The organism is Allobosea sp. NPDC055594, assembly GCF_053618995.1.
In genome coordinates this window covers 50,468-63,407 of record NZ_JBSHIO010000014.1, presented here as the reverse complement: position 1 = coordinate 63,407, position 12,940 = coordinate 50,468, and the positions used below count along the sequence as shown (strand labels likewise).

The window sequence follows — 12,940 nt, the reverse complement described above, 5'->3', positions numbered from 1 at the left end:
AACGGATGCGCTAATAGTGGAAGGTCCAGAGCAGGCTTTCGCTCAGACCCTTCAGCGCCTCGACGGCGTCGGGCCGTTCGCGCGCCAAGGTCGCGATTAGCGCGTCGGCCACGGCGAAGGCTGCGGTCGGCGAGTTCGGCAGGAAGCTGTTGCGGGCCGGGGCGAAGAGCGTCATGTCGGCCAGCGGCACCAAGGGCGATGACGGTCCGTCGGTGAGGGCGAGCAGCACGGCGTCGCGCTTCTTGGCGAATCTGGCGAGCTCGAGCGTCGCGCGCGAATAGCGCGGCAGCGAGATCGCGATGACGGCATCCTCCGGCCCGGCCGAGAGCATATGACGCACCGCGCGCTCCGGCCCGCCGCGCGAGGAGGCGAAGACCACGTCGGCGTCGAGATAGAGCGCCAGCCCGTCCTCGAGGAAGGCGCCGACATGATGGCTCGCGCCGGAGCCGACGATGAAGATTCGGCGCGCCTTCAGCAGAAGGGCGATGGCGCGGTTGACGGTCTCCTCTTCCAGCGTCGCGATCGCCTCGTCGAGATTGGCGGCCTCGCCCTTCAGCGTCGTCGCCATGGTGGCGAAGACCGAGCCGGCTGCCGCGCGCGCATCGGCGAGGCCTTCGACCGGCGCGAGCGCGACCTTGAGTGCCGTCGACAGCGCGGCGCGGAAATCGGCATAATTGCGATAGCCCAGCGCCCGGACGAAGCGGGTGACCGTCGCGGTCGAGGTGCCGCTCTTTTCGGCCAGGCCCTCGATCGTCACCGTCGCGGAATCGAGCGGGCTCTGCAGCACGAAATCCGCCGCCTTGCGATGTCCCTCGCTGAGCGAGGGGTAGATCCGGGCAATGCGGTTGGCGAGGTCCGTCGTCGGCTTCAGGGCGCGTGACATGGCTTTTCCGCTGATTGACGTCGGATCATTTTCATGTTTGCTACCGCGTGAAAATAAAACTGTCAAAAACGCTCACCTATGGGAACGGAGAAGGACCGATGCGGCAGCGCGCACTGATGACCATCCTGCTCGGCGCAAGCATGCTGAGCGCGCCCGCCATGGCGCAGACCCTGCGCGTCGCGCTTTCCTCGGAGCCGACCGCGGTCGATCCGCATTATCACGACCTCACCCCCAATAATGCGCTCGCCCTGCACATCTTCGACCATCTCGTGCTCCAGGACGAGAAGCAGGCGCTGAAGCCCGGCCTCGCTACCGCCTGGGAGAATGACGGCAAGAACCGCTGGACCTTCAAGCTCCGCCAGGGCGTCAAGTTCTCGAACGGCCAGCCCTTCGGCGCGCAGGACGTGGTCTTCACCTTCTGCCGCACCCTGAAGAACGAGACCAAGGTCTCCGGTTCCTTCGCCGACATCACCGGCAATTTCGCCAAGGTCGAGACCCCCGACGCCAACACGCTGGTGATCGAGACCAAGACGCCGGAGCCGCTGCTGCCGACCCTGCTCTCGGGCCTGCCGATTCTCTCCGCCTCGATCGTCCAGCACGGCGACATCACCTATGACGTCGAGAAGAATTGCGGCGTCACCGGTCCCTGGCCGACCGTCAACAACTTCAATGACGGCTCGATGGCGATCGGCACCGGGCCCTACAAGCTGAAGTCCTATGTGCGGGGCTCGGCGATCGAGCTCGAGCGCAACCCCAATTACTGGGGCGCGGCCGAGCCCTGGGAGAGCGTGCGCTTCCTGCCGGTGACCAATGCCGGCCCGCGCCTCGCCGGACTGCTCGCAGGCGATTATGACGTGATCGAAAGCCCGGCGGCGCGCGACCTCAACCGCATCAAGGGCGACAAGCGCTTCAGCCATGTCATCACGCCCTCGACCCGCATCATCTATTTCCAGCTCGACGTCGCCCGCGACGACAGCCCCTTCGTCAAGGCGCCCGACGGCAAGAATCCGCTGAAGGATGCCCGTGTGCGCAAGGCGATGTCGATCGCCATCGACCGCGACGCGATCGCCAAGCGCATCATGGACGGCGCCGCCGAGCCGGCCTACCAGTTCCTGCCGACCGGCATGTTCGGCACGCTGGCGAACCCGGCGAAGATCCCCTACGACCCCGCCGCGGCCAAGAAGCTGCTCGCCGAGGCCGGCTATCCCAACGGCTTCCAGCTGACATTGTCGGCGACCAATGACCGCTACATCAACGACAGCCAGATCACCCAGGCGGTCGCCCAATACCTGACCCAGATCGGCATCAAGGCCGAGGTCGACGCGATGACCCGCGCGATCTATTTCCCGCGCCGCGCCAAGAAGGAATTCAGCGTCGCGATCGGCGGCTGGGGCTCGAACACCGGCGAGGCCTCGTCCTTCCTGCGGCAGTGGCCGCCGACCCCGAACGAGGACAAGACGATCGGCGGCTCGAACTATGGCGGCTACAAGAACGACGAATACGACAAGGTGATCCGCGCCGCGATCTCGACGCTCGACGACAAGAAGCGCGAGGAACTGCTGCAGCAGGCGATGACCATCGTCCTCGCCGACGGCGCCTTCATCCCGCTGCACTTCGAGAGCGGCATCTGGGCGGGCAAGGCCGATCTCAAGATCACCGGTCGCGCCGACCAGTTCACCCTCGCCATGTCGGTGAAGCCGGCGAAGTGAGCCGGCGACGCCGCTCGCGACAGCAAGCAAACATCGTCGTTCCGGGCCGGCGCCCAGCGCTGAGCCCGGAATGACCATTCAACCGGTCGAGCGTTTCCGATGACCGCCTATGTCCTGCAACGGCTGATCCAGAGCGTGCTCGTGCTGCTCGCGGTCTCGGTCGTGGTCTTCTTCGCCGTCTACGGCATCGGCGACCCGATCGAGCTTCTGGTCTCGCCGCAGGTCAGCGATGCCGAGCGGCAGGCGCTGATCCGGCGCCTCGGCCTCGACCTGCCGGTCTGGCAGCAATACCTGACCTTCATGGGCAATGCGTTGAAGGGCGATCTCGGCCGCTCCTTCGTGCATGGCGTGCCGGCGGTGCAACTCATCCTGGCGCGGCTGCCGGCGACCTTCGAGCTCGTGCTGCTGGCGATGACGCTGGCGCTCGCCGCCGGCATCCCGCTCGGGCTGATGGCGGGCCTAAACCCCGACAGCCGCCGCGCCCGCATCGTCATGGCCGGCACCGTGCTCGGCTTCTCGCTGCCGAGCTTCTGGAAGGGCATGATGCTGATCCTGCTCTTCGCCGTGCTGCTCGGCTGGCTGCCGACGGCGGGCCGCGGCGAGACCGTCTCGGTGCTCGGCGTCCAGACCAGCCTTCTGACCCTCGACGGGCTGCAGCACATCGCCCTGCCGGCGCTCAACCTCGCCATCCCCAATCTCGCGCTGATCATCCGACTCGTCGCCGCCGGCACCACCGAGACGATGACCCAGGACTATGTGAAATACGCCCGCGCCAAGGGTGTGCGGCCGCGGCGCATCGTCAACCGCCATGTGCTGCGCAACATCCTCATCCCGGTCGTCACCGTGGTCGGCGTCGAGTTCGGCAGCCTCGTCGCCTTCTCGACCATCACCGAGACAGTCTTCGCCTGGCCGGGCATGGGCAAGCTGCTGATCGACTCGGTCTACCAGCTCGATCGCCCGGTGGTCGTCGCCTATGTCCTGCTCGCGACGCTGCTCTTCGTCACCGTCAATTTCATCGTCGACGTGCTCTATGCCGCGCTCGACCCGCGGGTGAAGCTCGCCGGAGAACAGGCATGAGCATGGACGCTTCCCGCCTCGCCGGGCCGGCCAAGGCCGACACGCCCCTGCGCGAGAAGGTGCTGCGCCGGCTGCGTAACCGCCCGACGACCCGCGGCGCCATGATCCTGCTCGGCATCATGGTGGTGCTCGCCCTGCTCGCGCCGGTGATCGCGCCGCAGAACCCGCATGATCTCGGCTCGCTCAGCGTGATGGACAACAGGCTCGCGCCCGGTGAGCAGGGCATGAGCGGCTTCACCTTCTGGCTCGGCAGCGACGCGCAGGGACGCGACATGCTGAGCGCCATCCTCTACGGGCTGCGCACCAGCCTGCTCGTCGGCCTCGCCTCGACGATCGGCGCGCTCGCCATCGGCATCATGGCCGGGCTCGCCGCGGCGCAGTTTGGCGGCACCATCGACGCCCTCATCATGCGCATCGTCGACTTCATGCTCGGCTTCCCCTCGATCCTGGTCGCGCTCGTGCTGCTGGCCTCGATCGGCCGCGGCGTCGACAAGGTCATCCTCGCCATCGTCCTGGTGCAATGGGCTCAGTACGCAAGGCTGATGCGGGCCGCCGCCATGGTCGAGCGCCGCAAGGAATATATCGAGGCGGCGGTGAATTTCGGCCTGCCGACCCGCCACATCATGCTGGCCCATCTGCTGCCGAACTCGGTCGGCTCGGTGCTGGTCGTCGCCTCGATCAGCATCGCCTCGGCGATCACGCTGGAGGCGACGCTTTCATTCCTCGGCGTCGGCGTACCGGTGACGCAGCCCTCGCTCGGCCTCTTGATCGCCAACGGCTTCGAGTTCCTGCTCTCCGGCGAGTACTGGATCGCCGTCTTCCCCGGCATCGCGCTGGTGCTTTTGATCATGTCCCTCAATCTCGTCGGCGATCGTCTGCGCCGCAGCTTCAACGTGCGCGCATGACCGACGCTCCCCTCCTTTCCGTGCGCGGTCTCAAGACCGTGTTCCATGCGCAGGACGGCGCCTGGCCGGCGGTCGACGGCGTCGATTTCAGCGTCGCCAAGGGCGAGGTGCTCGGCCTCGTCGGCGAATCCGGCTCGGGCAAGTCGGTGACCGGCTTCTCGCTGGTGCAGTTGATCGACCCGCCGGGCGAGGTCGTCGCCGGCGAGGTCATGTTCGACGGCACCGATCTGCGCGCCGCCTCCCAGGAGCAGCTGCGCGAGCTCCGCGGCGACCGGATCGCGATGATCTTCCAGGACCCGCTGATGACCCTGAACCCGGTGCTCAGCATCGGCGAGCAGATGGCGGAGGCGATCCTCGAACACCGCGCCTGCAGCCGCGAGGAAGCGCTCGCCAAGGCGGCCAAGGCGCTGGCGCGGGTCGGTATCTCGTCGCCCGAAGCCCGTCTCAAGCAGTATCCGCACGAATTCTCCGGCGGCATGCGCCAACGCGTCGCGATCGCGACCGCGCTGCTGAACGACCCCGATCTGATCATCGCCGACGAGCCGACGACCGCGCTCGACGTCACCATCCAGGCTCAGATCCTCTACGAGGTGCAGAAGCTCTCGCGCGAGAGCGGCGCCGCAGTGATCTGGATCACCCACGACCTCGCCGTCGTCGCCGAGCTCGCCGACAAGGTGGCGGTGATGTATGCCGGCCGCATCGTCGAGATCGGCGATGTCGAGACCGTGCTCGACCGGCCGCGCCACCCTTACACGCTCGGCCTGCTCAACTCCTCGGCTGCGATGACCCGGCCGGGCGAGCGCCTGCACCAGATCGACGGCATGGCGCCGCGCATCGATTCGCGCCCCTCCGGCTGCCCGTTCCGGCCGCGCTGCGAGCGGGCGCTGCCGGTCTGCGCCGAGAGCGATCCGCAGCCGCAGGCCCATGACGGCCGCACGCTGCGCTGCCACAACCCCGTGCCGGACAGGAGAGCCGCATGAGCGAGCCCCTGTTCGAACTGCGCGGCGTCCGCAAATACTTCCGCGGCAAGGCCAATATCGCCGAGCGCATCCTGACCGCAATCGGCCGGCACGCGCCGCCTTCGACCCTGAAGGCGGTCGACGGCGTCGATCTCAGCGTTCGCAAGGGCGAGGTGCTCGGCCTCGTCGGCGAGTCCGGCTGCGGGAAGTCGACTTTGGCGCGGATTGCGACCGGCATCCTGCCGCCGACCGAAGGCGAGGTCTTCTACAAGGGCCGCTCGGCCGCAGCGCTGAAGGGCAGGGACCGGCTCGATTATCTGCTCAAGGTGCAGATGGTCTTTCAGGACCCCTACGCCTCGCTCGATCCGCGCATGCGGGTCAGCCGCATCGTCGGCGAGGCGCTCTCGGTCCACAAGCTCGTGCCGAGGGCAGAACTCGACGGCGCGGTCGACCGGGCGCTGACCGAGGTCGGGCTCGATCTCGCCTATCGCGAGCGCTATCCGCACCAGTTCTCCGGCGGCCAGCGCCAGCGTATCGGCATCGCCCGCGCGCTGGCGGTGAAGCCCGAATTCCTGGTCTGCGACGAGCCGGTCTCGGCGCTCGACGTCTCGATCCAGGCGCAGGTGATCAACCTGTTCATGGATGTGCGCGAGCGGCACGGGCTGACCTATCTCTTCGTCAGCCATGATCTCGGCCTGGTCCGCCATATCAGCGACCGCGTCGCGATCATGTATCTCGGCCGCATTGTCGAGATCGGCAGTGCGACCGCGATTTTCGCCGAGCCGGCGCATCCCTACAGCGCGGCGCTGATCAAGGCGATTCCCTCCGCAGAACGCCGCAAGAGCAGCTTCCAGCCGCTGAAGGGCGAATTGCCCTCGCCGCTTTCGCCGCCCTCGGGCTGTCCCTTCCACCCGCGCTGCGAGCACGCCATGGCGGTCTGCCGCGAGGTCCGTCCGGAACTCGCCGAGATCGCCCTAGGTCGCAGCGCCGCCTGCCACCTGCACACGACACCGAAGGCCGCATGACTACGCTCAAGCTCGATCCGCCGCAGGGGCGCAGCACCCTGCCATTCACCGATGCGCGCCATCCGCAGCGGCCGCTGGAGATCAATTTCTATCGCCCGGCCGCGCACGGCCCGGATGACGAGGTCGTCTTCGTCCAGCACGGCATGCTGCGCAATGGCGACGAGTATCGCGATTTCTGGATCGAGGCCGCCGAGAAGCATAATCTGCTGATCGTCGCGCCGACCTTCGGCAATGCGCATTTCCCGCAGCCCGAGAGCTATAATAACGGCCTCGTCGTCGGCGAGGACGGCACGGTCGCCGCGCAGGACGACTGGCTCTATGCGGTGCCCGGGCGCGTTCTGGCGGCTCTGCACCAAGCCGGCGTCACCAGGCGCGACAAGGTGAGGCTGTTCGGCCATTCCGCCGGTGGCCAGTTCGCCCACCGCCTGCTGGCGACGCAGGCCGAGACGCCGTTCTCGGTCGTCTTCGCCGCCAATTCCGGCTGGTACACGCTGCCGACGCTGGAGCGGCGCTTTCCGGAAGGATTAGGCGGGCTCGGCTTCGGCGAGGCGGAGCTGGCGCGCTGGCTTGCCCTGCCGATGGTGATCTTCGCCGGCGATCAGGACATCGTGACGGGCGATCCCAGCCTGCCTTCCCAGGCCGAGGCGCTGGCCCAGGGGCCGATGCGCTATGCCCGCGCCCATTTCATGCTCGACTTCGCCAGCAAGGAAGCCGTCCGGCTCGGCCTGACCTGCAACTGGTCGCTGCTCACCGTGCCGGGCATCGGCCATGATGGGGCGGCGATGTCGCGCGCCGCGGCCGCCTATTGGTATGAGGGGCGGATTCCCTCGGTCGAGGAATTGAAGCCGGAGGCGATGGCGGTCGCCTGATCCGCGCGACCGGGCCCGGCCCGTTCCGCCGCACTGCAGCCAGCTATGGTGGCTGCGATCGGTGCATGACGTTCAGGTGATCCGGCGCACGCTTGCGCGGATCTCCTCCGGTTCGAACAGGCGCTTCCAGTCCGGCTTCAGGATGGTGTCCTTGCCGAAGACGATCGCCTTGTTGCAGGCGTCGGAGAACACGCCCTGAACCTCGCCGAAGGTCACGGCGGCGAGGATGTTCATGTGGCCGAGCAGGAAGTCGCGGGCCGCCTCGCGCGGCACGCCGCGCGCGATCGCCTCCTCCATCGCCTCGCGCATGGCGTCGAGCAGCGTGGCGCAGACCGTTTCCGACAGGCCGGGCTCGAGGATCGCGATCTGCTCGACCGTGACCCGGTGCGAGCGCATCACCGGCGCCCAGATCGTACGGGCCACCTCCTCGCCGAGGGCATAATGCTCCTCCGGCCCCTGCATCAGCGCGTTGACGATGTGCTGCTTGGCGGCGATGCCGCCGAAATGATCAGCCTTGGCCGCCGGGTCGGTCTCGTCGTTGAAGATCGGCGGATGGCAGGGATGGGTGATGAAATAGGTGATGTCGGCCCGTTCGGGCAGATGTCCGGCATGCGGCGCGGCGGCGTCGAGAATCACGACGATGCTGCCCGCGGCGAGCTTCGGCAGCAGATCCTTGGCGACTGCGCCGACATGGGTGTCCGGAACCGCCAGGATCACCACCTCGGCGCCGGTGATCGCCTCCTCGGCCGGCACGCAGTCGACGCCATGGGCGTCCTTCACGCGCTGCTGCCCGGCGGGGCTGACCTCGACATGGCGGGTCTGGAAGCGGGAGCCGGCGAGGTTGCGGCCGAGGCGCATCCCCATCTTGCCGCCGGCGCCGAAGAGCGCAACCGTGGTCATTCCTCACTCCCCTGATATGGCACTGGCCGGGCGAACCTCTTGATCGGGTCGTTCCCATGGAGGCGCTTCGGCCGCCAATCCGGGATGATGACCATATGGTGATCCTTTTGCCAACATTGCGCGGGAGCGCGCCTGCTGACGGCGTATACGCGATCGGAGCTGCGTGTCCGCGCCGATGCCGGCGCGATACGCACCAAAGCGCTGCGGCAGGTCGATCTTCGTCGCGCCGCGGATATGTCACCCGAGAGCCCATGACCGTGATGGCCCGCCCGCAAATCGGGACTTGGTGACTAGCTTTGGGATTCCCTGCTGATCCGCCTTTTGGACAGGGCAGGCATAATCAGCGATGGGTCGCATGCGTGGTCGGTCGCTGCTACCGGTATCGTTGGATCCGCGGCGCGGTGGTACCGGCCCGGCAGGATAGATGGTGCAAATCATGGCGCAGCATTCAAGCAACAATTCCAGCCACAGCCTCGCCCGACTGGTTTCGGGCAAGCTGATCGCGCTGGGCATCGTCCTCATCGTCGCCGGGATCGCCGCGATCGCGAGCCCGGCGCTGTCGACCATGGCCGTGACCCTGTTCCTCGGCCTGCTGCTCGCCATCGTCGGGGCGCTGAAGCTGTTCCATGCCTTCTCCATCAAGGAATGGGGCGGTTTCCTCTGGCAGCTGCTGATTGGGCTGGTCGAACTGCTCGGTGGGCTTCTGGTCTATTTCAACCCGATGAAGGGGGCGATCGCCATCACTCTGGTGATTGCGCTGGTGCTGATGGCGGAGGGCATCGCCCAGCTCGGCCTCGCGATCAGGATGCGGGCGCAGAGCGGCGTCGTCTGGATGTTCCTGTCGAGCATCGTCACCATCATCGTCGGCGTCGCCCTGGCGATGCGGCTCCCTGCCGGCGGCATCTACACGCCCGGTACGCTGGTCGGCGTCTCGCTTCTCTTTGCCGGCTGGGCCTATATCGCGATCGCGCTCGCTACCAGGCGGGCGGCGGCCTGAGCTCAGATCGCCGAGCGTTCTGCCGGACGCGAGCTGGCGATCCATCCCTTTGTTCAGGCATCGGGTCTGCCCGAAAAGTGGGTTCCACTTTTCGGGCAGACCCGATGCTCTAGCGCTCGGTCGGCAGCGGCAAGGTCTCGAAGGTTCAGGGCATGCGTAGTTTCATCGGCAAGACGTTGAAGCGCGGGGGCGCCGTTCTCGTGATCGTCGCGCTGTCCCTGTTGGGCCTGCGCATCTACGACACCCAGAGGGGCGCGCCGCTGGAGCCCTGGCACACCTTCGTGCCGGAGGAACTCTCGATCAAGGAACTCGACCGCGCCGGCTGGACCGACTATCTCAAGGCCGAGGACAAGGCCTTCGCCAGCGTGCGGGCCGAAGTCACGCAGAAGCTCGACCCGGAGGAGCGGGTCCCGGTCAACCGCTATTTCGACGGCAGCGCGATCCACCCGGCCCATTTCAAGCAGGACTGGAACCGCTCCTATGTGATGGAGCCGGAAGGCAAGCCGGTCGGCGTCGCCGTCTTCCTGCACGGGCTGACGGATTCGCCCTACAGCCTGCGCCATGTCGCGCGGCAATATCGCGAGCGCGGCTTCGTCGCCATCGCCATCCGGTTGCCCGGGCACGGCACGGTTCCGGCCGGGCTGACCGAGGTCGAATGGCAGGACTGGCTGGCGGCGACGCGCCTTGCCGTCAGGGAGGCGCGCAAGCGCGTCGATGCGGCCGCGCCGCTGCATCTGGTCGGCTTCTCCAATGGCGGGGCGCTCGCCCTGATGTATGCGCTGGAAGCGCTCGAGAACAAGGAGCTGGCGCGGCCGGAGCGGCTCGTGCTGATCTCGCCGATGGTCGGGATCACCGCCTTTGCGCGCTTCGCCGGGCTGGCGGGCCTGCCGGCGATCCTCCCGGCCTTCGCCAAGGCGGCCTGGCTCGGCGTGCTGCCGGAGTTCAACCCGTTCAAATACAACTCCTTCCCGGTCAACGGGGCACGGCAGTCGCATCTGCTGACCCAGGCGCTGCAGCAGAAGATCGTCCGGCTGGCGCGCGAAGGGCGGTTGACGGAGCTCGCGCCGACGCTGACCTTCCAGTCGGTCATGGACTTCACCGTGAGCACGCGGGCGATCATCACCTCGCTCTATGCGCATCTCCCGGCCAATGGCAGCGAGCTCGTGCTGTTCGACCTGAACCGAGCGGCCAAGTTCGGGCCGCTCTTGAGCACCACTTCGGACACGCTGCTGACCCGAATCCTGCCGGCTGCCCCGCGGAACTTCCGGCTCACGGTGATCACCAATGCCAACGAGGATTCCAGTGATGTCGTCGAGCGCGTGACGGAAGCCGGTGCCTCGACCGAGACCGTGCGCGATCTCGGCCTGTCCTATCCCTTCGACGTGTTCTCGCTGTCCCATGTCGCGCTGCCGTTCCCGGTCACCGACTCGCTCTATGGGCTGAAGCCCGATCCGACGGAGGATTTCGGCATCAAGCTCGGCTCGGTCGCGGCGCGTGGCGAGCGCGGCACGCTGATCGTCAACCTGGATTCGCTGCTGCGGATGTCGTCCAATCCGTTCTTCCCCTATCTGATCGACAGGGTCGACGAAAAGCTGCGGGCGGGCTCTTCCGCGGCCACGGCGGTGCCGGCGAAGAACTAGAGCCAGTTTCGCTCGGGTTTGCTCGTCGTTCCGGACAAGCCGCGAAGCGCGCCCGGCTCCGGAAACCATCGTAGATCATCGATCCCCACGATGTATTCCGGCGTTCCGCTTCGCTCCAGCCGGAAGGACGGTCCAGCTGATTGGAACCTGCTGCAGCCTTCAGAAGCGCCAGACCAGCGGCACGTAGAAGACCGCGATGACGAAGAACCAGATCATCAGCGGCGTGCCAAGCTTCCAGTAGCTGTTGAAGCTGTAGCCGCCTGGGCCCATCACCATCATATTGGTCGAGGTCGCGATCGGCGTCAGGAAGGAGGCCGCGCCGGCGACGCACAGGCTCATCAGGATCGGGCGCGGCGAGACGCCCATGCCGGATGCCGCCGCCATGGCGATCGGGATGACCAGCATTGTCGTCGCGGTATTGCTCATGATCTGGCCGAGGCTGGCGGTCAGCACGAAGAGCCCGGCGAGGAAAACGGCCGGGCCGGCGCCGCCGGTCAGCGCGACGAGATGGTCGGCGACGAGTTGCGCCGCGCCGGACTGCACCATGGCGGTCGAGAGCGGCATCATCGCCCCGACCAGGATCACGGTCGTCCAGTTGATGGCACGATAGGACTGCTCGACCGTGATCGTGCCAGCGAGGATCAGCAGGCCGGCGCTGACCAGCCCCGCCACGGCGGGCGGCACGATGCCGGTGGCGAGCATGACGACGAGGCCGGCCAGCACCGTGACGGCGACGCCGGCGCCGGCGCCCATCGGTACGGCCTGGCGTCGGACGAGGTCGGGCGAGTTGACGACGAGCACGTCGGGGTCTTCGAGATGCAGGTCGAGTGCCTTCCAGCTGCCTTCCAGCAGAATGGTGTCGCCGGCCTGCAGCACGTCTCCTGTTTCGAGATCGACACCGCCGCGCTGCACCGCCAGCACCACGAGGTCGCCGCTATCGGTGATCATGCCCGGGAACATCGGCCGGCCGATCAGGGCGGAGCGCGGCGGGATGACAACTTCGGCGAGGCCGGAGCGGCGGTTGAACAGGCTCGGCCCGGTTTCGTCCTCGGCTCCGTCCTCGCGCAGGGCGAGATGCTTCTCGGCGGCGAGATTGGCGATCGCTTCGGCCTCGCCCTTCACCAAGAGATAGTCGCCGACGGAAATGGCGGGTGCGCGCAAGGGCTTGCCGGTGGCGCCTTCCTGGACGGCGATGAGCTGGAGACGCGGATCGCCGGTGAGATCGAGCTCGGCGGGCGCCTTGCCGAGATAGAGCGAGCTCGCGCGCACGCGCAGGCGGAAGACGCCGTCGCTGAGCCCGTAATGCTCAACCAGCGTTTGGGCGTGGCGGCTGAAATCCGCGGGCAGCCGGGCGCTGCTCTGCGCCGGCAGCAGGTGTTTTCCGAGCAGGAGGATGATCAGCATCGTGCCGGCGAGCAGCGGCAGGCCGACCAGCGCGAACTCGGCGAAGGCGAAGCCCTTCATGCCGGCATCCTCGAGCGCTTCCGAGACGAGGATGTTCTTCGGCGCGCCGGTGAGCAGCAGGTTCGAACCGGCATGAGCGGCGAAGGCGAGCGGCATCAGGAGCTGCGAGGGCGACTGGCGCAGGCGGATCGCCGCCATCACCACGACCGGCATCAGCGCCGCGACCGCGCCGCCGCCGCTGATCAGGGCGCTGAGGCAGCCGACCGCCGCCATGATGATGATCAGCAGGCGGGTGCTCCTGTTCTCGCCGGCCTTGGCGATGAGCAGCTGCCCGGCCCAGGCGGTGACGCCGGTCTTCTCCAGCGCGGCGCTGACGATGAACAGGCTGGCGATGAAGAGCACGGCGCGATCGCCGAAGCCGGCCATCGCCTGTTCGAGCGTGACGGCACCGGTCGCCCAGAGCGCCAGCGCGGCGCCGATGGCGACGATGATCACCGGCAGCCTGTTCCAGGCGAAGAGCGCGATGGTGATCGCGGTGACGACGGCTGTGCTCTCGATCGGGGTCAAATCGG

General features: G+C 67.3%; 11 protein-coding genes. 8 read left to right on the top strand and 3 right to left on the bottom strand.

Annotation, left to right across the window (positions count from 1 at the left end):
• Positions 1 to 10: 10 nt before the first annotated feature.
• Complete coding sequence (locus ACWGRX_RS22270) at positions 11 to 883, bottom strand: MurR/RpiR family transcriptional regulator (RefSeq protein WP_452119342.1); 873 nt, start codon at positions 881 to 883, stop codon at positions 11 to 13.
• A gap of 98 nt (positions 884 to 981) precedes the next feature.
• Here ACWGRX_RS22270 and ACWGRX_RS22265 point away from each other — a divergent pair, with 98 nt between their 5' ends.
• From ACWGRX_RS22265 to ACWGRX_RS22240, 6 genes are all read left to right on the top strand, one after another.
• Positions 982 to 2,592 carry an ABC transporter substrate-binding protein gene (locus ACWGRX_RS22265; RefSeq protein WP_452119341.1) on the top strand — a complete coding sequence of 537 codons (1,611 nt, stop codon included), beginning with the start codon at positions 982 to 984 and terminating at the stop codon, positions 2,590 to 2,592.
• A 99-nt stretch (positions 2,593 to 2,691) separates the two neighbouring features.
• Entirely contained in the window at positions 2,692 to 3,669 is a 978-nt protein-coding gene (locus tag ACWGRX_RS22260) for an ABC transporter permease (RefSeq protein ID WP_452119340.1), read from the top strand.
• Positions 3,670 to 3,671: 2 nt separating this feature from the next.
• On the top strand, positions 3,672 to 4,574 hold the full coding sequence (locus ACWGRX_RS22255) for an ABC transporter permease (RefSeq protein ID WP_452119369.1): 903 nt from the start codon (positions 3,672 to 3,674) through the stop codon (positions 4,572 to 4,574).
• Positions 4,571 to 5,554, top strand: coding sequence for an ABC transporter ATP-binding protein (locus tag ACWGRX_RS22250; protein ID WP_452119339.1), 984 nt, complete (start codon positions 4,571 to 4,573; stop codon positions 5,552 to 5,554). The genes ACWGRX_RS22255 and ACWGRX_RS22250 overlap by 4 nt, the downstream gene beginning before the upstream one ends.
• A complete protein-coding gene (locus ACWGRX_RS22245) occupies positions 5,551 to 6,558 on the top strand; it encodes an ABC transporter ATP-binding protein (RefSeq protein ID WP_452119338.1) in 1,008 nt (335 codons plus the stop codon). Before ACWGRX_RS22250 ends, ACWGRX_RS22245 begins: the two co-directional genes overlap by 4 nt.
• Positions 6,555 to 7,427, top strand: a complete 873-nt coding sequence (locus tag ACWGRX_RS22240; RefSeq protein ID WP_452119337.1) for an alpha/beta hydrolase family protein — start codon at positions 6,555 to 6,557, stop codon at positions 7,425 to 7,427. Before ACWGRX_RS22245 ends, ACWGRX_RS22240 begins: the two co-directional genes overlap by 4 nt.
• 72 nt (positions 7,428 to 7,499) lie before the next feature.
• Here the strand turns inward: ACWGRX_RS22240 and ACWGRX_RS22235 are convergent, their stop codons facing one another.
• Complete coding sequence (locus ACWGRX_RS22235; protein WP_452119336.1) at positions 7,500 to 8,327, bottom strand: phosphogluconate dehydrogenase C-terminal domain-containing protein; 828 nt, start codon at positions 8,325 to 8,327, stop codon at positions 7,500 to 7,502.
• Between the two features lie 436 nt (positions 8,328 to 8,763).
• Here ACWGRX_RS22235 and ACWGRX_RS22230 point away from each other — a divergent pair, with 436 nt between their 5' ends.
• The gene (locus ACWGRX_RS22230) at positions 8,764 to 9,324 is read left to right on the top strand and encodes an HdeD family acid-resistance protein (RefSeq protein ID WP_452119335.1); all 561 of its coding nucleotides are present in this window, start codon (positions 8,764 to 8,766) and stop codon (positions 9,322 to 9,324) included.
• 152 nt (positions 9,325 to 9,476) lie between these two features.
• Positions 9,477 to 10,964, top strand: coding sequence for an alpha/beta hydrolase (locus ACWGRX_RS22225; RefSeq protein WP_452119334.1), 1,488 nt, complete (start codon positions 9,477 to 9,479; stop codon positions 10,962 to 10,964).
• A 159-nt stretch (positions 10,965 to 11,123) separates the two neighbouring features.
• Here ACWGRX_RS22225 and ACWGRX_RS22220 read toward each other — a convergent pair whose 3' ends face one another.
• Positions 11,124 to 12,935, bottom strand: a complete 1,812-nt coding sequence (locus ACWGRX_RS22220; RefSeq protein ID WP_452119333.1) for an SLC13 family permease — start codon at positions 12,933 to 12,935, stop codon at positions 11,124 to 11,126.
• Between the last annotated feature and the right edge of the window lie 5 nt (positions 12,936 to 12,940).